The organism is Streptomyces sp. F001 (assembly GCF_004187715.1).
GTDB lineage: Bacteria > Actinomycetota > Actinomycetes > Streptomycetales > Streptomycetaceae > Streptomyces > Streptomyces flavusporus.
The window spans coordinates 14,163-33,685 of sequence record NZ_QZWF01000044.1 but is presented as its reverse complement, the minus strand read 5'-3'; the positions used below and the strand labels follow the sequence as shown (position 1 = coordinate 33,685).

15 protein-coding genes are annotated in these 19,523 nt (G+C 69.9%); 8 read left to right on the top strand and 7 right to left on the bottom strand.

Annotated elements, in window-relative coordinates:
* Nucleotides 1-466: ATP-binding cassette domain-containing protein (locus tag StrepF001_RS41415; protein ID WP_129803244.1), on the bottom strand; the 466-nt coding region annotated here is incomplete at its 3' end.
* A gap of 246 nt (nt 467-712) precedes the next feature.
* On the opposite strand from StrepF001_RS41415, the gene StrepF001_RS41410 reads away from it, so the two are divergent.
* On the top strand, nt 713-3,859 hold the full coding sequence (locus StrepF001_RS41410; protein WP_129803243.1) for an alpha-L-rhamnosidase: 3,147 nt from the start codon (nt 713-715) through the stop codon (nt 3,857-3,859).
* Here StrepF001_RS41410 and StrepF001_RS41405 read toward each other — a convergent pair.
* The 6 genes from StrepF001_RS41405 to rhaI form a co-directional block, all read right to left on the bottom strand.
* Nucleotides 3,832-4,500 carry an LUD domain-containing protein gene (locus tag StrepF001_RS41405; protein ID WP_129803242.1) on the bottom strand — a complete coding sequence of 223 codons (669 nt, stop codon included), beginning with the start codon at nt 4,498-4,500 and terminating at the stop codon, nt 3,832-3,834. The genes StrepF001_RS41410 and StrepF001_RS41405 overlap by 28 nt on opposite strands.
* A complete protein-coding gene (locus StrepF001_RS41400; RefSeq protein ID WP_129803241.1) occupies nt 4,497-5,993 on the bottom strand; it encodes a LutB/LldF family L-lactate oxidation iron-sulfur protein in 1,497 nt (498 codons plus the stop codon). Before StrepF001_RS41400 ends, StrepF001_RS41405 begins: the two co-directional genes overlap by 4 nt.
* On the bottom strand, nt 5,990-6,745 hold the full coding sequence (locus StrepF001_RS41395; RefSeq protein ID WP_129803240.1) for a (Fe-S)-binding protein: 756 nt from the start codon (nt 6,743-6,745) through the stop codon (nt 5,990-5,992). Before StrepF001_RS41395 ends, StrepF001_RS41400 begins: the two co-directional genes overlap by 4 nt.
* A gap of 77 nt (nt 6,746-6,822) precedes the next feature.
* Entirely contained in the window at nt 6,823-8,265 is a 1,443-nt protein-coding gene (locus StrepF001_RS41390) for a rhamnulokinase family protein (RefSeq protein ID WP_129803239.1), read from the bottom strand.
* Entirely contained in the window at nt 8,262-10,301 is a 2,040-nt protein-coding gene (locus StrepF001_RS41385) for a bifunctional aldolase/short-chain dehydrogenase (RefSeq protein WP_129803238.1), read from the bottom strand. Before StrepF001_RS41385 ends, StrepF001_RS41390 begins: the two co-directional genes overlap by 4 nt.
* A gap of 142 nt (nt 10,302-10,443) precedes the next feature.
* Nucleotides 10,444-11,604 carry an L-rhamnose isomerase gene (gene rhaI / locus StrepF001_RS41380; RefSeq protein WP_129803237.1) on the bottom strand — a complete coding sequence of 387 codons (1,161 nt, stop codon included), beginning with the start codon at nt 11,602-11,604 and terminating at the stop codon, nt 10,444-10,446.
* A 273-nt stretch (nt 11,605-11,877) separates the two neighbouring features.
* Between rhaI and StrepF001_RS41375 the strand changes: the two genes are divergently transcribed.
* From StrepF001_RS41375 to StrepF001_RS41345, 7 genes are all read left to right on the top strand, one after another.
* Complete coding sequence (locus StrepF001_RS41375) at nt 11,878-13,395, top strand: sugar ABC transporter ATP-binding protein (protein ID WP_129803236.1); 1,518 nt, start codon at nt 11,878-11,880, stop codon at nt 13,393-13,395.
* Nucleotides 13,392-14,432 carry an ABC transporter permease gene (locus tag StrepF001_RS41370; protein ID WP_129803235.1) on the top strand — a complete coding sequence of 347 codons (1,041 nt, stop codon included), beginning with the start codon at nt 13,392-13,394 and terminating at the stop codon, nt 14,430-14,432. Before StrepF001_RS41375 ends, StrepF001_RS41370 begins: the two co-directional genes overlap by 4 nt.
* The gene (locus StrepF001_RS41365; RefSeq protein ID WP_129803234.1) at nt 14,425-15,435 is read left to right on the top strand and encodes an ABC transporter permease; all 1,011 of its coding nucleotides are present in this window, start codon (nt 14,425-14,427) and stop codon (nt 15,433-15,435) included. The genes StrepF001_RS41370 and StrepF001_RS41365 overlap by 8 nt, the downstream gene beginning before the upstream one ends.
* A 62-nt stretch (nt 15,436-15,497) precedes the next feature.
* Nucleotides 15,498-16,580, top strand: coding sequence for a rhamnose ABC transporter substrate-binding protein (gene rhaS / locus StrepF001_RS41360; protein ID WP_129803233.1), 1,083 nt, complete (start codon nt 15,498-15,500; stop codon nt 16,578-16,580).
* 17 nt (nt 16,581-16,597) lie between these two features.
* Complete coding sequence (locus StrepF001_RS41355; protein ID WP_073491415.1) at nt 16,598-16,918, top strand: L-rhamnose mutarotase; 321 nt, start codon at nt 16,598-16,600, stop codon at nt 16,916-16,918.
* Between the two features lie 15 nt (nt 16,919-16,933).
* Nucleotides 16,934-18,358, top strand: coding sequence for a BNR repeat-containing protein (locus tag StrepF001_RS41350; RefSeq protein WP_129803232.1), 1,425 nt, complete (start codon nt 16,934-16,936; stop codon nt 18,356-18,358).
* Nucleotides 18,359-18,437: 79 nt separating this feature from the next.
* Nucleotides 18,438-19,463: a LacI family DNA-binding transcriptional regulator gene (locus StrepF001_RS41345; RefSeq protein ID WP_129803231.1), complete on the top strand. Its 1,026-nt coding sequence runs from the start codon at nt 18,438-18,440 to the stop codon at nt 19,461-19,463.
* Nucleotides 19,464-19,523 lie beyond the last annotated feature (60 nt).

Sequence of the window (19,523 nt, the reverse complement as noted above, 5' to 3'; positions counted from 1 at the left end):
CCGGATCGGCGGCCAACGCCCGTGCCACGCCGACCCGCTGGCGCTGACCGCCCGACAACTGGTGCGGATAGCGCGTGCCGTACGTGTGGGGATCCAGTCCCACCAGATCGAGGAGCTCGGCGGCGCGGGCCCGCGCCCTGGCCCGCTTCCAGCCGAGCAGTGAGGGCACGGTCGCCGTGTTGTCGAGGATCGTGCGGTGCGGGAACAGGCCCACCTGCTGGATGACGTAGCCGATCCGCCGCCGCAGCAGTACGGGGTCGACGGTGGCGATGTCCTCGCCGCCGACGAGGATCCGGCCCGAGGTCGGTTCGATGAGCCGGTTGACCATCAGCATGGTCGTCGTCTTGCCGCACCCGGACGGGCCCACGAGCGTGACGAGCTCGCCCTCGGACACCTCGAAGGACAGTCCGTCCACGGCCGTCGTACCGTCCGGATACCGCTTGGTGACCTGCTCGAACCGGATCATGACCTCACGCTAACGGCGCTGCCCGGCACCCGCTCACCGACGGCGTCCTCCTAACTGGCGAACGGTCCATTCCGGTTTTGAACTGTTTCAATCCACTCCTGGTCAAGGCGGGGCGTTGAGGCGTTCTGTTGGATTCTGGTGGCAACTACCGCTGCTGGGGGCATAGACAGAGGTCTCAGTCGCCACTACTTTCAACCGCCGATCGACTGAATCGATACAACTCCGACCTGGCCGAAGGGACACGGCATGAACGACGGAGTAGGCGGCATCCCCCGCGACGGAGTGCGGCGCAGAACGGTCCTCACCACGGCACTGGGCGCCGTCCCCGCGGTGATCGCCGGTGGCGTCGCAGGCGGGGGCGCGGCATCGGCCGCTCCCGCCGACGCCCCCGCCTCCGACCGCAGCTCGGTCACGGGGCTGACGGTCGAGCACCGGACGAACCCGCTCGGCATCGACGCCGACGCCCCGAGGTTCGGCTGGCGCATGGCCTCCGCAGCCCGCGGCCGGCGCCAGTCGGCGTACCGCATCCTCGTTGCGACCTCGGCCGAACGCCTGCGGCGCGGCCGCCCGGACGTCTGGGACAGCGGCCGCATCACCTCGGCCGACTCGGTCGCCGTGCGCTACGCGGGCCCCGCCCTGCACGCCTCCACCCGCTACCACTGGACGGTGACGGTCCGGGACGAGACCGGCCGCGCCGTCCCCGCCGCCCCGACCGCCCACTTCGAGACCGGCCTGCTCAGCACCGACGGCATCGCAGGCTGGAACGGCGCCCGGTGGATCACCATGGCGGGCAAGCAACCCAACAGCCCCGGCGCCCCGCTGCTGCGTCGGCAGACCCGGCTGACAGGGCGTCACGTACGCGACGCCCGGCTCTACATCTCCGCCCTCGGCGTGTACGACGCCTACGTCAACGGCCACCGGGTCGCCGTGCCGCAGGGCGACGGCACCACCCACGAACTGCTGACGCCGGGCTGGACCAACTACGACAGCACCGTCAACTACTTCACCTACGACGTCACGGACCTGGTCGCGGGGGAGCGGCACCAGGGGCACGTCACCCTCGCGGCCGTCCTCGGCAACGGCTGGTACAACGGCCGTGTCTCCGACAACAGCACCTACTACTCCGCCGACGGCAACCGCCTGGCCCTCAAGGCCAAGCTCCTCGTCCGGTACGCCGACGGATCCGAGCAGACGATCGTCACCGCACCCGGCGACGACTGGAAGGCCATGGACACCGGCCCCTACCGCGCCGACGACATCTACGACGGCCAGACCTACGACGCCCGCAGGGAACTCCCGGGCTGGACGGCGAACGGCTTCGACGCGTCCGACTGGGCCGACGTGACCGAGCACGACTTCACCTCCAGGTTCCCCGACGCGAAGCTGGTCGCCTATCCCGGCGAGAGCGCCCGCCTGATGCCGGACTGGGACCGCCGGCCGCACTCCATCACCGTGTACACCGGCGTGTCCGGCCAGGACGGCAGCCAGGGCGGCAAGGGCCGCATCGTCGTCGACCCCGCCCGCACGGTCACCGACCCGGCCACCGCGGCCACCGCCGCCGTGACCCTGCACCCCGGCGACACCGCCGTGATCGACCTCGGCCAGAACATGGTCGGCGTACCCCGCTACACCCTGCGCGGCCCGGCGGGCGCCCAAGTCGCCTTCAAACCCGGCGAGATGCTCAACGACGACAGCGCCGGCGCGGACGGCCCCGCCGGCTCGGTCTACCGGGCCAACCTCCGCACCGCCAAGGCCACCAGCACGTACATCCTCAAGGGCGACCCCGAAGGCGAGATGCACCAGGACTCGCTGACCTTCTACGGCTTCCGCTACGTCTCCGTCACCGCAACCGACACCGTCACCATCACCGAGTTCACCGGCAGGGTCGCCACCTCCGCCCTCCGCGACATCGGCACGATCACCACCGACGACGCCGACGTCAACCAGCTGATCAGCAACGTCCGTTGGGGCCAGCGCGGCAACTACCTGTGGGTGCCCACCGACTGCCCGCAGCGCGACGAACGCTGCGGCTGGACCGGTGACACCCAGCTCTTCTCCCACACCGGCCTCTACAACGCCGACGCGGTGAACTTCCTCAGCCACTTCCAGGACACCCTGATCGACTCACAGCGCACCTACGGCGCGGACGGCGCCCAGTTCACCTGGATCGCCCCCGGCGCCCGCTACAACCAGCCGATTCCGGCGAGCGGTTGGGCGGACTGCGGGGTGGTCGTGCCATGGACGATCTGGCAGATGTCCGGAGACACCACCGTGATCGACCGCAGCTGGGCCGCGATGAAGAAGTACATGGACTGGATCCGGCAGCGCACCGGTGACACCTACGCCGGACAGGGCGCGATCTTCGGCGACTGGCTGGCCTTCCAGGACACCAGCACCCAGTTCATGAGCGACGTGTACTACGGCTACAGTGCCCGGCTCATGGCGGACATGGCCCGTGCCACCGGCCGCAGCGCCGAGTCCCGTGCGTACGAGGAGCTCTTCTCCCGGATCAAGCGGGCGTTCATCACCAAGTACCTCGCCACCGACGCGACCACGGGACGGATCACGGTCCGCTCGAGCCTGGGCAATCCGCCGCCGACGCCCGGCGACAGCCCGCGCAAGACCGAGGACGACACCCAGACCGCCCTGCTGTGGGTCCTCAAACTCGGCTTCTACGAGACCGAGGCACAGCGCCGCGCGCTCGTCGCCCTCCTCGCCGAGAACATCGGCAACGACGAGGCCTACAAGGAGGCCCACCCCGACAGCACGCGCGTGAAGTACGCCGAGAACACCCTCTCCGTCGGCTTCCTCGGCGTGAACGTCCTCGCCCCGGTGCTCACCGACGAGGGCCGCGTCGACCTGGCGTACAAGCTGCTGCACCAGGACGCCATGCCGTCCTGGCTGTACTCGGTGAGAAACGGTGCGACCACGATCTGGGAGCGCTGGAACTCGTACTCGAAGGAGGACGGCTTCGGCCCGGTCGACATGAACTCGTTCAACCACTACTCCTACGGCGCGATCATGGAGTGGATGTACGAGAGCATGGCCGGCATCGCCAAGGACCCGGCCCACCCCGGCTTCCGGCACTTCTTCCTCAGGCCTCACCTCGACGCGACCGGCAAGGTCACGCAGGTGGCCGGGTCGCATCTCTCGCCCTACGGCGAGATCGTCAGCGAGTGGAAGGCGGATGGCCGCAAGCTGACCTACCGGGCCGCGGTGCCCGCGAACACGACCGCGACCCTCCGCATCCCCACCACCGACCCGGCGACGGTCCGCGAGGGCCGGACACCCCTCTCCCGGGTCGAGGGCGTGAAGTACCTGGGCTTCACGGACGGCACCGCCTCCTACCGGCTCCCGTCCGGCCGCTACGAGGTGACGTCCACGCTCGCCTGACCGCCGACCAGCACCACCTCCAGGGTGCGCGGACCGTGCACCCCCTCGACCCGGTCCAGCTCGATGTCGCTGGTCGCCGACGGACCGGAGATCCACGTCAACGGGCGGGCCGGGTCGAGGCGTTCGAGGGCCTGCGGGACGGAGGAGACGACCTGATCCGGGACCCGCACCACACAGATGTGGTGGTCGGGGACGAGGGTGATGCGGCGGCGGCCCTGGTCGGGGGAGCCGTCCAGGACGATGGTGCCGGTCTCGGCGACGGCCACGGCACACGCCGTGACCACGCTGTCGACCTGGTCCAGTTCGTGCGGGGTGCTCTCCGCCCGGTCCGGGATCCGCTCGGCGTCGCTCGCCGCGAGCCATTCCACCTCCAGGCCCGGCGGCACGAGCACCGTCTTCGAGCCTCGCGCGGCGAGCATCCTGCCGATCGTCGCCGCGAGATCGGCGGGAGTGCAGCGATGCACGATCGCCCGGTAGTCGGCCAGGTTCTCGGCCAGCAGATCGACCGTCTCCGCGACACTCCGCTTCCCGTGCTCACGCAGATAGTCGCGGGGAACCGCCTGCTCGTACGGCATGTCGTCCTGTCGTGCGGCCGCCAGTGCCCGTTGTACCCGGCCCAGGATCCGTTCCCTGCTGCTCACTTCGCGGCACCCTTCTCGTCGTTCCCGCCGTTCGTCCGCTGCCACCAGTCCCGGAACGGTTCCTTGGGCACCGCTGGCAGATCCCGTGTCCCGCTCCACGCCTTGCCCGGGCCCGGGAGCGACCGCGGATGCAGGCGGCGGGTGCGCGAGGCGAGCCGCTGGCCGGTGCGCAGGGCGCCCGGCCGGCTGAACGCCCAGCGCGCCGCCCGCATCGCGGCCCGCTCGGCGGCATGCCCCTTCGCGGGCTTGAGCACCACCTTGTTGCCCTGCGCGGTCACCTGGCCGCCCTGAACGACCCGTTCTCGCAGATGCACCAGCACCTCGGGGATGTCGATGGCCACCGGGCACACCTCGTAGCAGGCGCCGCACAGCGACGACGCGTACGGCAGCGAGGCGTCGATCTCGCTTGTCACGCCCCGCAGTTGAGGGCTGAGGATGGCGCCGATGGGGCCCGGGTAGACCGAGCCGTAGGCGTGCCCGCCGGCCCGCTCGTACACCGGGCAGACGTTGAGACAGGCCGAGCAGCGGATGCAGCGCAGGGCCTGGCGGCCGACCTCGTCGGCGAGGGTGTCGGTGCGGCCGTTGTCGAGCAGGACGAGGTGGAAGTTCTGCGGTCCGTCAGCGGTCTCGGAGTCCGTCGTGCCCGTCCATGTCGACGTGTACGGGTTCATGCGCTCGGCGGTGGAGGAGCGGGGGAGTGTCTGCAGGAACACCTCCAGGTCCCGCCACGTGGGCACGATCTTCTCGATGCCGACAACCGAGATCAGCGTCTCGGGCAGGGTCAGGCACATCCGCCCGTTGCCCTCGGACTCCACGACCACCATGGTGCCCGTCTCGGCGACCATGAAGTTGGCGCCGGAGACGCCGACCTTGGCGCGCAGGAACTTCTCCCGGAGGTGGAGGCGGGCCGCCTCGGCGAGTTCGGCGGGCGTGTCGGTCAGGCCCTCGGGTGCCGGGCGGCCCCACTCGCTCATCTCACGCTCGAAGATGTCGCGGATCTCGCCCCGGTTGCGGTGGATCGCCGGGACAAGGATGTGCGAGGGGCGGTCCTTGCCCAACTGCACGATCAGCTCGGCGAGATCGGTCTCGTAGGCGCGGATACCCTCCGCCTCCAGCGCCTCGTTGAGGCCGATCTCCTGCGTGGCCATCGACTTGACCTTGACGACCTCCGACTCTCCGGTCGCCTTGACGAGGTCCGCCACGATCCGGTTGGCCTCGTCGGCGTCGGCGGCCCAGTGGACCGTGCCGCCCGCCGCCGTGACCGACTCCTCCAACTGCACCAGGTACCGGTCGAGATGACGCAGCGTATGGTCCTTGATCCGCTTCCCGGCCTCGCGCAGCTCCGCCCAGTCGGACACCTCGGCGACGGCCGTCGCCCGCTTGGCGCGGATGGTGTGGGTGGCGTGGCGGAGATTGCCGCGCAGGGTCTGGTCGTGCACGGCCTCGTGCGCGGCCTTCGGAAAGGCCGGCATCCCCAGATACGTTCCGCTCATGCGGCCGGCTCCTCTTCTGTGCTCGCCAGGATCTCCGCGATGTGCACCGGCCGCATGCCGGTCCGCAGCCGGGCCATGGTGCCGCCGATGTGCATGAGACAGGAGTTGTCGGCCGCGCACAGCACCCCGGCCCCCGTCGACTCGGCGTTGCGCACCTTGTCCGCGCCCATCGCCGCCGAGACGTCGGAGTTCTTCAACGCGAACGTGCCGCCGAACCCGCAGCACTCCTCCGCTCCGGGCAACTCGGCCAGCTCCAGCCCCTTGACGGCCTGGAGCAGCCGTCGCGGCCGGTCGCCGAGCCCCAGCCCGCGCAGCCCGTGACAGGTCGGGTGATAGGTCACCTTGTGCGGGTAGTACGCCCCGACGTCCGTCACCCCCAGCACGTCCACCAGGAACTCCGTCAGTTCGTACGTCTTCGGCACCACAGGCGCCAGAGTCGTGGCCAGCGTGTCCCCGCGTCCCTCGGCCCGGGCCCGCGCACCCATCCGCGGATACAGCTCCCGCACCATCGCCCCGCACGACCCGGACGGGGTGACGATCGCCTCGTACTCCCCGAAGACATCGGAGAAATGCCGGGCGAGCGGCTCGGCCTCGTGTCGGTATCCGGTGTTGTAGTGGGCCTGCCCGCAGCAGGTCTGCGCCATCGGGAAGTCGACCTCGACGCCCAGCCTGGTCAGCAGTTTCACCACGGCGCGCCCGGTGTCCGGATAGAGCGTGTCGTTGACACAGGTCAGGAACAGGGCGACACGCATCGCGGCTCCTTGTGATCGATCATCGGATGAGTGCAGGGTAGTGCGGGCGCGCGGCCCGGGGGAGACCCCGCTCACCGTCAGGTGAGCCGGGCCTCCGCCTCGCTCCAGCGTGCCGCGTCCCCCCGCGGCTCGTACCGCGTCAACGGCTGCGTACGGGTGAGCAGGCGCCGCCCGCCCGCGAGGTCGCCCACCAGCCCATGGGCCCGGGCCTGGACCAGGACGTTCCCGAGGGCGGCGGCCTCGGTCGGGCCCGTCACCACCGGCAGCCCGCAGGCGTCGGCGGTCAGCTGGCACAGCAGGGCGTTGCGGGTGCCGCCCCCGACGACGTGCACTACGTCGACCGGGTGATCGGCCAGCCGCTGCGCCTGCGCGATCGCCCTGCGGTGCGCGAGGGCGAGCGAGTCGAGGATGCAGCGCGTGATCTCGGCGGGCGACTCGGGCACCGGCTGCCCCGACGCACGGCACGCCTCGGCGATCCGCTCCGGCATCCGGCCCGGCGCGAGAAACGCCGCGTCGCCCGCGTCCACGACCGACCGCAGCGCCGGCACCTTGGACGCGTCGAGCAGCAGCTCGCCCAGGTCCGGGTCCCCCCAGGCCCGTACGCATTCCTGGAGCAGCCACAGCCCCATGATGTTGCGCAGATAGCGGACCGTGCCGTCCAGCCCCAGCTCGTTGGTGAAGTTGGCGGCCCGGCTCTCCTCGCTCAGTACGGGGGCATCGAGCTCCAGCCCGGCCAGCGACCACGTGCCGGTACAGATGTACGCGAACCGTTCACGCCCGGCAGGCACGGCGGCCACGGCGGACGCGGTGTCGTGCGACCCGACGGTCGTCACCGGCACCGGCCCGCTCAGCCCCGTCTCCTCCAGCACCTCGGCCCGCAGCACACCCGCCGGATCACCGGGCTGCCTGAGCGGCGCGAACAGCCCCAGATCGATACCGAGCCGCGCGGCGATGTCGTACGACCAGTCGCGCGTGCGGGGATCGATCAGCTGGGTGGTGGAGGCGTTGGTGAGCTCGGTGCCCTGCTCGCCGGTGAGCCAGTACGTCAGCAGGTCGGGGATGAGCAACAGCCGCTGGGCATGAGCCAGTTGGGCCGATTCCTGCGCCGCCGTCAGCTGGTACAGGGTGTTGAAGGGCGCGTACTGCAACCCGGTCGCCGCATACAGCTCCTGCGCCGGGACGGTCGCCCACACCTTCTCCGCGACCCCCTCGGTACGGGAGTCCCGGTAGTGCACGGGGTTGCCGAGCAGTGCCCCGTCCGCGTCCAGGAGGCCGTAGTCCACGGCCCAGCTGTCGATGCCGACGGAGTCGACCTGCCCGGCCGCCCGCAGCCCGTCCAGCACCCCGGCATACAGAGCGAGCACGTCCCAGCGCAGCCCTTCGGGCACCCGCACGGGCCGGTTGGGGAAGCGGTGCGCCTCGGTCAGCTCCAGGCTGTCCGGGCCGACGCGGCCGACCATGACCCGCCCGCTGGAGGCGCCCAGGTCGACCGCGGCGTACGACTTCACACCGGCGCTCATCGCAGGAAGGCGGCCGCGACGCCGGCGTCGACCGGGATGTGCAGTCCGGTGGTGTGGGTCAGGTCCCCACCGGTCAGCGCGAAGACGGCGTTCGCGACATGGTCCGGGAGTACCTCGCGCTTGAGGATGGTCCGCTGGGCGTAGAACTCGCCGAGCTTCTCCTCCTCCACGCCGTACACGGCGGCCCGCTGGGCCCCCCAGCCACCGGCGAAGATCCCGGAGCCGCGCACCACACCGTCCGGGTTGACCCCGTTGACGCGGATGCCGTGCTCGCCCAACTCGGCGGCCAGCAGCCGCACTTGATGAGCCTGGTCGGCCTTGGTCGCCGAGTAGGCGATGTTGTTGGGCCCGGCGAAGACGGCGTTCTTGGAGGCGATGTAGACGATGTCACCACCCAGTCCCTGCGCGATCATCACCCGGGCGGCTTCCCTCGACACGAGGAAGGAACCGCGGGCCATGATGTCGTGCTGCAGGTCCCAGTCCTTGGCAGAGGTCTCCAGCAGCGGCTTGGAGATGGAGATCCCGGCGTTGTTGACGACCAGGTCCACGCCACCGAAGGCGAGCACGGCGGCCTTGAAGGCGTCGGCGATCTGCTCCTCGGAGGTGACGTCCACCGTCACGGCGACGGCCTTGTCGGGCCCGCCGAGCTCCTCGGCGACGGCCTGGGCATTGTCACCGTTGAGGTCCGCGACGACCACACACGCCCCCTCACCGGCCAGCCGGTGCGCGATGGCCTTCCCGATCCCACTGCCCGCCCCGGTCACCAGCGCGACCCGCGTTGCGAGCGGCTTGGGCTTCGGCATCCGCTGGAGCTTGGCCTCTTCGAGGGCCCAGTACTCGATGCGGAACTTCTCGGACTCCTCGATGGGCGCGTACGCGGAGACCGCCTCGGCGCCCCGCATCACATTGATGGCGTTGACATAGAACTCACCCGCGACCCGGGCGGTCTGCTTGTCCTTGCCGAAGGAGAACATGCCAACGCCCGGCACGAGCACGATCGCCGGGTCGGCGCCGCGCATGGCGGGGGAGTCGGGCAGGGCGTGCCGCCGGTAGTAGGCGGCGTACTCCTCGCGGTACTCGGCGTGCAGCTCCTTGAGCCGGGCGATGGCCTCGTCCAGCGGAGCGGTGGGCGGCAGGTCGAGGACGAGCGGCCGCACCTTGGTCCGCAGGAAGTGGTCCGGGCAGGAGGTGCCGAGGGCAGCCAGCCGCGGATGCTCGGCCCGGGCCAGGAACTCCAGCACGACATCGGAGTCGGTGAAGTGCCCGACCTGCGCCTTGTCCTGCGAGGCGACGGCACGGACATACGGGGCCAGCGCCGCCGCCCGCTCCCGTCGCTCGGCCTCGGGCAGCGCCTCGTAGCCGTCGATCACGGGACCGAAGGGCTCGGGCTTGCCCCGCTCGGCGAGGAAGGCCTCGGCGGTCCGGATGATGTGCAGCGAGTTCCGCTCACACTCCTCGGAGGTGTCCCCCCAGGCGGTGATGCCGTGCCCGCCGAGAATGCACCCGACGGCCTGCGGATTCGCTGCCTTCACTGCGGCGATGTCGAGCCCGAGCTGAAACCCGGGCCGCCGCCACGGCACCCACACCACGGTGTCACCGAAACACTCGGCGGTGAGCTTCTCCCCGTCGGCGGCACAGGCCAGCGCGATACCGGAGTCGGGATGCAGATGATCGACATGCGCGGCCTCGACGAGCCCATGCATGGCGGTGTCGATGGAGGGGGCGGCCCCGCCCTTGCCGTGCAGGCAGTAGTCGAAGGCGGCGACCATCTCGTCCTCACGCTCGACGCCCGGGTAGACGTCGACGAGCGCCCGCATACGGTCCAGCCGCAACACGGCCAGTCCACCCTCGGTGAGCGTACCGAGGTCGCCCCCGGACCCCTTGACCCACATCAGCTCGACGTCACCACCGGTGACAGGGTCGGTGTCGGTGCCCTTCGCGGAGGCGTTTCCGCCGGCGTAGTTGGTGTTACGGGGATCGGAGCCGAGCCGATGGGAACGAGCGAGGAGGGCGGCGGCTTCGGGGTGGGTTGCCATGTCTGTTCAGTCCTTCTTGACGAGGGTGTGGGGAGCGTCCCTTCAGGGGCGCGGGGTTGTGTTGAATGTGCGACTACCGCCGCGTGGGCGCGACCAGCCACATACGGCCCGCAGCCCGCAGACAACGGAACTCGGCAGACGCTTACGCCCCCCACCCCGCCTGCTGCCCACCGACCCGCTCCTCAGCGATCTTCTCGGCCCACCCGGACCGGGCATACGCACCCATGGGGTCGGCGTCCAGCCCCATCTCCTCACGCACCTCGGCCAGCAGCGGCCGCACATCCGTGTTGTACGCATCCATCAGCACGGCGTTGGCGCCCAGCACATCCCCCGCCCGCTGCGCAGCACCCAGCGCCTCCCGATCCACGAGCAGCGCCTTCGCCGTGGCCTCCTGCACATTCATCACCGACCGGATGATCGCCGGAATCTTGGCCTCGATGTTGTGGCACTGGTCGAGCATGAACGCGACCTCGGGCGTGAACCCACCCCCACGCACCACCTCGTACATGATCCGGAACAACTGGAACGGATCCGCGGCCCCGACCATGAGGTCATCGTCCGCATAGAACCGCGAGTTGAAGTCGAACCCCCCGAGCTTCCCCTCCCGCAGCAGCGTCGCGACGATGAACTCGATGTTGGTACCGGGAGCGTGATGCCCGGTGTCGACAACAACCTGCGCCTTCTCCCCGAGCTTCAGACAGTGCGCATACGCCGTCCCCCAGTCCGGCACATCCGTCGTGTAGAACGCCGGCTCGAAGAACTTGTACTCCAGCAGCATCCGCTGCCCGTCCCCGAGCCGCTCGTACACCTCGGCCAGCCCCTCCGCCAGCCGGTCCTGCCGAGCCCGGATGTCGTCCTGCCCGGGATAGTTGGTCCCGTCGGCGAACCACAGCTTCAGGTCCGTGGACCCCGTCGCGTCCATGATGTCGACGCACTCGAGCAGATGGTCCACTGCCTTCCTGCGCACCGCCGCATCCGGATGGCAGATGCTGCCCAGCTTGTAGTCGTTGTCCTGGAAGGTGTTGGAGTTGATGGCTCCCAGCTGCACACCGCGGTCCTCGGCGTACTTCGCCAGCGCCCCGTAGTCGTCCACCCTGTCCCAGGGGATGTGCAGGGCAACCGTCGGTGCCACACCGGTGAACGCGTGGACCTGCGCCGCGTCCTCCAGCTTCTCCCGCGGCGTCCGCGGAACACCGGACTGCGCGAACACCTTGAACCGCGTCCCCGAGTTCCCGTACGCCCACGACGGCGTTTCGACTGCCTGCGTCTTGAGTGCGGCCTTCACCGCGGCGAGCTCGGTCACTTGAGGGCTCCTGTGACGTCGGGTCGGAAAGTCAATTGCACGGCCTAGCTGTGAAACGATTCAAGACGGGAACGTATGAGTCCTCCGGAAGGGTGTCAAGCCCCGCGACCAAGGGTGTTTCTCGTGATCGGGCCGTGACCTTCCTCGGTCGAAACTTTTTCGACACGGACCCATTGACGTGACATGCGCTCCATGCCTAACGTCCCGGCAACCAAGTTGAAACCTTTCACGACGTCGAGAGGGCCGTCCCGCCGGCGTCGTCGAGGAGCCCCCATGACCCACCCGTCCACCACGGGTCCGGCCCCGGTTCTTGCGCTCAGGGACATCTCGAAGTCCTTCGGCGCGGTCCGCGCCCTGCGGGACGTCTCCCTGGAGCTGTTTCCCGGGGAGGTACACGCTCTCGCCGGGGAGAACGGCGCGGGCAAGTCGACCCTGATCAAGACGCTCGCCGGAGTGCACCGGCCGGACGCCGGCCAGGTGCTGCTCGACGGTCAGCCGGTCGTCTTCCACGGTCCCGGCGACGCCCGCGACGCCGGCATCGCCGTGATCTACCAGGAGCCGACCCTCTTCCCCGACCTGTCGATCGCCGAGAACATCTTCATGGGCCGCCAGCCCCGGCGCGCCCTCGGCCGGATCGACCACAAGGCCACGCACGCCGCGACCCTCGCCCTGATGCAGCGCCTCGGTGTCGAACTCGACCCCGACCGCCCCGCGCGCGGCCTGTCCATCGCAGACCAGCAGATCGTGGAAATCGCCAAGGCGCTCTCCTTCGACGCCCGCGTCCTGATCATGGACGAGCCGACCGCCGCCCTCACCGGCAGCGAGGTCGCCCGCCTCTTCGGCGTGGTCCGCACCCTGCGCGAACAGGGCGCAGCGGTGCTCTTCATCTCGCACCGCCTCGAGGAGATCTTCCAGATCTGCCGGCGGGTGACCACCCTGCGCGACGGCGCCTGGATCTCCAGCGAACTCCTCGACGGCATGACGGAGGACGACCTCGTCCGTCGCATGGTCGGCCGCGACCTCGACGAGCTCTACCCCAAGCAGGACGTGAACCCGGGCGAGGTCGCCCTGAGCGTGCGCCGACTGACCCGGGAGGGCGTCTTCACCGATGTCTCCTTCGACGTACGGCGTGGCGAGATCGTCGGCCTCGCGGGGCTCGTCGGCGCGGGCCGTACGGAGGTCGCGCGGGCCGTGTTCGGCATCGACCGCTGGGACGCCGGTGAGGTCGAACTGGACGGGCGGAAGCTGATCAACGGCGCCCCCTCCACCGCGATGGCCGCCGGCCTTGCGCTCGTCCCCGAGGACCGGCGCGCCCAGGGCCTGGTGATGGACATGTCCATCGAACGCAACATCGGCCTGACCGGACTCCGTACGACGGTGAAGGCCGGCCTGATGGACCGCGGCGCCGAACGCAGCCGGTCCCTGGACTGGGTCGTCAAGCTCCAGGTCAAGTACGCCCGGATCGCCGACACCGTCGGCACGCTGTCCGGCGGCAACCAGCAGAAGGTCGTCCTGGCCAAGTGGCTCGCCACGCGGCCCAAGGTGCTGATCGTGGACGAGCCGACCCGCGGCATCGACGTCGGAACCAAGGCCGAGGTGCACCGGCTGCTGAGCGAACTGGCCGCCGACGGTGTGGCCGTCCTGATGATCTCCTCCGACCTGCCCGAGATCCTCGGCATGGCCGACCGCGTGCTGGTGATGCACGAGGGCCGGCTCACCGCCGAGATCCCGCGCTCCGACGCCACCGAGGAATCCGTGATGGCCGCAGCCACCGGGAGGGCCGCCGCATGACGGTGACCGCGCCGAACCCCGCCCCGACCGCCGAGGTGCCCAAGGCCGGCGCCACCCGCCTGGTCGACCGCGTCTTCAAGATGCGCGAACTCGCCATCCTGGCCGTCTTCGTGGTGATGATCGTCATCACCCAGCTGGGCAACAGCGAGTTCCTCACCGAGCAGGGCATCAAGGACCTGCTGCTGAACGCGACCATCCTGGTGCTGGTGGCCGTCGGACAGTCGCTCGTCGTCATCACCCGCAACGTCGACCTGTCGGTCGGATCGACGCTCGGCATCAGCGCCTTCGCCGCAGGTACGTACCTCCAGGGTGGCGGCAACTCGACGGTCGCCATCCTCCTGGCAGTCCTGATGGGCATCGGCTTCGGCCTGCTGAACGGCCTGCTCGTCAGCCTCGGCCAGGTGCCCGCGCTCGTCGTGACGCTCGGCACGCTCTACATCATCCGCGGCATCGACTCCATCTGGGTCGGCTCCCGGCAGATCACGGCGGCCGACCTGCCGGACGGCTTCGTCGACTTCGGCTCCGGCGGCATCCGTGCCGTGCCGTGGCTGGCGCTGATCGCCCTCGCCGTCCTGGTGGCGACGGCGTACTACCTCAAGCACTTCAGCAGCGGCCGCGAGCTGTACGCCCTCGGCTCCAACCCCGAGGCCGCCCGCCTCGCCGGCATCCCGGTCCGCAAGCGGATCCTCGCCGCGTACACCTTCTGCGGTGCCCTCGCGGGGCTCGCGGGCGCGCTGTACCTGGCCCGGTTCGGCAACGTCGACTCCGGCACCGGCAACGGCTACGAACTCACCGTCGTCAGCGCGGTCGTGGTCGGCGGCGTCGTCTTCACCGGCGGCTCCGGCAGCGTCTACGGCGCGGCCCTCGGTGCACTGCTGCTGACCTCCATCAACAGCGTGCTGCCCGCGCTCGGCGTCAGCTCCGTGTGGGTGCTCGCGATCAACGGCATCCTGCTCATCCTCGCCATCGCCGTGGACCGTGTGGTCGCCATGCGGGTGGCGTCGGCCCTGAAGAAGAGGAACGCCCGCCATGCCTGAGTCCTTGACGCGCGCCGTCCGCTGGGACACGGTCGTCGGCGCCCTCCTGATCGTCCTGTTGCTGCTGTCGTTCTCCTTCGTGGACGGCTTCGGCAACGCGCTGAACCTGTCGTTCCTGATCGGCAACACGCTGCCCATCGCGCTGATCGCCCTGCCGATGACGCTGCTGGTCGTCTCCGGCGAGATCGACCTGTCGGTCGCTTCCACCGCCGGCCTGTCCGGCGCGGTGATGGGCGCCCTGTGGAACCAGGGCATGACCATCGAGACGATCATCCCCATCTGCCTGCTGCTGGGCGTGGTGTGCGGACTGATCAACGGCCTGCTGGTCACCAAGCTCGGCCTGCCGTCCCTCGCCGTCACCATCGGCACCCTCGCCGCCTACCGGGGCGTCGCGCAGATCGTGCTCGGCTCCGACGCGGTGACCGACTTCCCCAGCCAGTACCTGGACTTCGCGGCCGGACGCATCGGCGACACCTTCATCCCGTACGCCTTCCTGCCCTTCCTCGTCCTGTTGGCGATCGCGGTGGTCGCCCTGCACGCCACCCCGTTCGGGCGGTCGCTGTTCGCGATCGGCGCCAGCGAGGAGGCCGCGCGCTTCGCCGGTATCCGGGTCAAGCGGCAGAAGCTGATCCTGTTCACGCTGACCGGCCTGATGGCCTCGCTCACCGGTATCTTCTGGGCCCTGCACTACGCCAGCGCCCGCTACGACAACGCCACCGGTCTCGAACTGGCCGTCATCGCCGCGGTGCTGCTCGGCGGCATCGACTTCGACGGCGGCAAGGGCACGCTCGGCGGCGCGATCGCGGGAGTCTTCCTGCTCGGTGCGCTCCAGAACGTCATGAGCCTCCAGGACGTCTCCGCGCAGACGCAGATCCTCGTCACCGGCGTCCTGCTCGTCCTCTCCGTGCTCGGCCCCCGGGTCGCACGGCAGATTTCCGTCGCCAGGGCAGGGCGTAGAGCCGCCTCAGCGCCGGTGTCCAAGGCGCCCAGTCCGACTTCGTAGTCCAGGACGCCCGCGGACGACCTCGTAAGCCCACGCCCGTTCACCCTCATAAGGAACCCACCATGCGCAAGGCATCCCTCCGCCGCACCTGCGCGGCCCTCGCCGCCGTCACCTCGCTCGCCCTCGCCGCCACCGCCTGCGGTGGCACCACCAAGGAGGACGTCGCCAATGAGGACGCGTCCGCCGCGACCGCCGGCAAGGCCGACCCGAACGCCGAACTCAAGAAGGGCCTGACCGTCGGCTTCCTGCCCAAGCAGGTCAACAACCCCTACTTCACCACCGCCGACAAGGGCGGCGAGGCGGCCCTGAAGGAGCTGGGCTCCAGCTACAAGGAGGTCGGCCCGTCCAGCGCCACCGACACCTCCGGGCAGGTCTCCTACGTCAACACGCTCACCCAGCAGCAGGTCGACGCGATGGCCGTGTCCGCGCAGGACCCGGGCGCCCTGTGCACCGCGCTCAAGCAGGCCATGAGCAACGACATCAAGGTCGTCACCTACGACTCCGACACCAAGCCCGACTGCCGCAACGCCTTCGTCTCGCAGGCGTCCGCCGAGGACCTGGGCCGCACCGAGGTGCAGCTCCTCGCCGAGCAGATCGACTACAAGGGCGAGATCGCGATCCTGTCCGCCGCGCAGACCGCGACCAACCAGAACACCTGGATCGAGTTCATGAAGGACGAACTCAAGGATCCCAAGTACAAGGACATGAAGCTCGTCAAGGTCGCCTACGGCAACGACGACGCCCAGCAGTCCTTCCAGCAGACCCAGGGCCTGCTCCAGGAGTACCCGAACCTGAAGGGGATCATCTCCCCGACCACCGTCGGCATCAAGGCCGCCGCCCAGTACCTGTCCGGCTCGAAGTACAAGGGCAAGGTCAAGCTGACCGGCCTCGGCACCCCCAACGACATGCGCAAGTACGTCAAGAACGGCACCGTCGAGGCGTTCGAGCTCTGGGACCCGGCCAAGCTGGGCGAGCTGGCCGCCCGTACCGCCGTCGCGCTGGCCTCCGGGCAGATCACCGGCAAGGAGGGCGAGACCTTCACCGCCGGCGACATGGGCGAGTACACCATCGGCAAGGACGGCGTGATCAGCCTCGGCAAGCCGACCGTGTTCGACGCCAAGAACATCGACCAGTTCAACTTCTGATTCCGAGGGGGCTGTTGATGCAGCGCGTGTGCTTTCTGCTGAAGGTCCGGGCGGACCGCCTCGACGAGTACCGCGAGCGGCACGCCGCCGTGTGGCCCGAGATGCTCGAGGCGCTCTCGGCCACCGGCTGGCACAACTACTCCCTCTTCCTGCGCGAGGACGGACTGCTGGTCGGCTACTTGGAGACCGAGGACTTCGCCGCCGCCCAGGCCGGCATGGAAGCCACCGAGGTCAACGCCCGTTGGCAGGCGGAGATGGCGCCGTTCTTCGAGTCGCTGGACGGCGCCCGACCCGACGAAGCGATGAAGCCCCTGACCGAAGTCTTCCACCTGGCCTGAGCCGGAGCTGCTGTCATGAGAAGACGTACCGTGCTTGCAACAGCCCTGCTGAGCGCCGTGGCCGGCCCCGGCCTCGGCGCCGGCACCGCCCGGGCCGCCGACCCGGGCCCCTCGGTGACCCTGACCGGCACCACCACGCTCGACAGCCAGGCCGTCTTCTTCGTGTCGTACGACGGTCTGGTCAACAACAACGCCTTCCAGAAGAACGGCCTGCTCACCTACAAGGGCTACCAGTACGCCGTCTGGTACACGGCCGACCGCAACGCCGTCGTCGGCCGCCGCGCCCTCGGCGCCACCACCTGGTCCACCGTCAAGGTCGGCCACACCCTCCGCTACAACGACTCCCACAACGTCATCTCGATGGGTGTCTCCAGGATCGACGGCCGCCTGCACCTCAACATGGACTCCCACAGCGACGGCTTCACCTACGTCAAGTCCGTCGCCGGCCTCCTGGACAACCCGGCCGGCCTGTCCTGGACCACGAGCCGCTTCGGCGCCCCCCGGTCCACGCTCGACGGCCTCACCCTGACGACCCAGTTCACCTACCCCCAGTTCATCGCCACGCCCGAGGGCCGCCTCCAGCTCAGCTACCGGGTCGGCATCTCCGGCAACGGCCGCAACGCCCTAGCCGAGTACGACGGTTCGGCCTGGACCGCCCTCGGTGAATGGACCAGCTCCACCGGTACCTACACCAGCGAGCACGGCTCCAGCACCGCCCGCAACATGTACCTGCACGGCATCGACTACGACCGGGGCGGCCGACTGCACTCCTTCTTCACCTGGCGCGAGCAGTCGAACGCCGTGATGTGCAACAGCGGCGGCATCACCAACCACGACACCGGCTACGTCTACTCCGACGACCGCGGCCGCACCTGGCGCAACAACGCCGGCACCGTCGTCGGCACCACCGGCGGCTCCGACCGCGTCTCCGTCACCGACGCCGGCCTGGTCGTCGACCCGCTCAACCCGGACCACTCCCTGATGAACCAGGAGAGCCAGTTCACCGACTCCGCCGGCCTCCCGCACGCGATCATCAGCTACGTACCCGGCCGCTTCGGCCAGTGCACGACGAACTACGTCGCGAACCGCACCGCGGGCGGCCGCGCCTTCCACGTCCGGAAGAACTCCTCGGGCACCTGGCAGAAGACCGAGATCCCGGTCCCGCTGAACTCCAGCCAGCGCACCAAGCTGATCCTGGACACGTACGACAACGCGTACGCGATCTTCCCGTTCGGCCGGATCGCGGGCGCCTCCAAGGCCTCCGGGTACACCGACTGGAAGCTCCTGTACGACGGCAGCGGCCTCAACGCCTTCGGCGAGGTCGTGACCGACGAGACACGGGTCGCCCAGGACGGCGTGCTCTCTTTCATGTACCAGGAGAAATCCAGCGGCACCACGCCCTCGCCGCTCCATGTCGTCGACTTCCGGCTGCCCGCGTGAGGGCGGCTGCCGCGGGGCGGCGTGCGGGTAGTGTGAAGGCCTTCCCGTCGCCCCACGTTCCCCTGGAGGTCGCTGCCTGATGGGCCAGTCGGTGGGTATCAAGGACGTCGCCCGCGTCGCCGGTGTCTCCGTGGGCACCGTCTCCAACGTCATCAACCGGCCGGAGACGGTCGCCACCGAGACCCGCGCGCGCGTGCTGTCCGCCATCGACCGGCTCGGCTACGTCCGCAGCGAGTCCGCACGCCAACTGCGCGCGGGCCGCAGCCGGATCATGGGCCTGCTCGTCCTCGACATGGGCAACCCGTTCTTCGTCGACGTCGCCCGCGGCGCCGAACGGGCCGCGCGCGAGGCCGGCCTCGGCGTCATGGTCTGCAACAGCGCCCAGGACCCGACGGAGGAAGCGGAGTACCTCTCCCTCTTCGCCGAGCAGCGGGTGCGCGGCGTGCTGCTCACCCCGGCCGACGCCACCGGCCGGAACATCGACACCTTCCGCCGCCACAACATCCCCTTCGTCCTCGTCGACCGGGTCGCCGAGGGCACCACCGAGTGCTCCGTCTCCGTCGACGACGTGGCGGGCGGCGCCCTGGCCGTACGCCATCTGGTGGACGCCGGGCACCGCTCCATCGCGTACGTCAGCGGGCCGCCCGGCCTGAACCAGGTGCGCGACCGGCGTACCGGCGCCCTGAACGCGCTCGCCGAGGCCGGCCTCGGCCCCGAGGCGCTGCGCGAACTGCCCACCGAGCGGCTCGACGTCGCGGCCGGCCGGGACGCCGGCGCCCGCCTGCTCGGCCTCGCCGAGCGCCCCACCGCCGTCTTCTGCGCCAACGACCTGCTCGCCCTCGGCGTCCTGCAGGCCATGTACGCGGCCGGCGTCGGCGTCCCCGACGACCTCGCCATCGTCGGCTACGACGACATCGAGTTCGCCGCCGCCGCGGCCGTCCCCCTCACCTCCGTACGGCAGCCCGCCGTCACCATGGGCGCCCTGGCTGCCGAGCTGCTCCTGGAGGAGACGGAGGCAGAGAGCGCGCCGACCCGGCACGAGCACCGGCGGGTCGTGCTCCAGCCGGAGCTGGTGGTGCGCCGCTCCAGCCTCCCGGGCCGCTGAACCGCCGGTCAGCAGCCGTTCATGATCCCCGGTCCAGCCTGCCGGACGCGCATGTGCTGA

What these genes read in the sequence shown, in the direction of transcription:
- StrepF001_RS41410 (WP_129803243.1), top strand. Translation starts at nt 713, where the DNA reads ATGAACGACGGAGTAGGCGGCATCCCCCGCGACGGAGTGCGGCGCAGA.
- StrepF001_RS41400 (WP_129803241.1), bottom strand. Translation starts at nt 5,993, where the DNA reads ATGAGCGGAACGTATCTGGGGATGCCGGCCTTTCCGAAGGCCGCGCAC.
- StrepF001_RS41395 (WP_129803240.1), bottom strand. Translation starts at nt 6,745, where the DNA reads ATGCGTGTCGCCCTGTTCCTGACCTGTGTCAACGACACGCTCTATCCG.
- StrepF001_RS41390 (WP_129803239.1), bottom strand. Translation starts at nt 8,265, where the DNA reads ATGAGCGCCGGTGTGAAGTCGTACGCCGCGGTCGACCTGGGCGCCTCC.
- StrepF001_RS41385 (WP_129803238.1), bottom strand. Translation starts at nt 10,301, where the DNA reads ATGGCAACCCACCCCGAAGCCGCCGCCCTCCTCGCTCGTTCCCATCGG.
- StrepF001_RS41375 (WP_129803236.1), top strand. Translation starts at nt 11,878, where the DNA reads ATGACCCACCCGTCCACCACGGGTCCGGCCCCGGTTCTTGCGCTCAGG.
- StrepF001_RS41370 (WP_129803235.1), top strand. Translation starts at nt 13,392, where the DNA reads ATGACGGTGACCGCGCCGAACCCCGCCCCGACCGCCGAGGTGCCCAAG.
- StrepF001_RS41365 (WP_129803234.1), top strand. Translation starts at nt 14,425, where the DNA reads ATGCCTGAGTCCTTGACGCGCGCCGTCCGCTGGGACACGGTCGTCGGC.
- rhaS (WP_129803233.1), top strand. Translation starts at nt 15,498, where the DNA reads ATGCGCAAGGCATCCCTCCGCCGCACCTGCGCGGCCCTCGCCGCCGTC.
- StrepF001_RS41355 (WP_073491415.1), top strand. Translation starts at nt 16,598, where the DNA reads ATGCAGCGCGTGTGCTTTCTGCTGAAGGTCCGGGCGGACCGCCTCGAC.
- StrepF001_RS41350 (WP_129803232.1), top strand. Translation starts at nt 16,934, where the DNA reads ATGAGAAGACGTACCGTGCTTGCAACAGCCCTGCTGAGCGCCGTGGCC.
- StrepF001_RS41345 (WP_129803231.1), top strand. Translation starts at nt 18,438, where the DNA reads ATGGGCCAGTCGGTGGGTATCAAGGACGTCGCCCGCGTCGCCGGTGTC.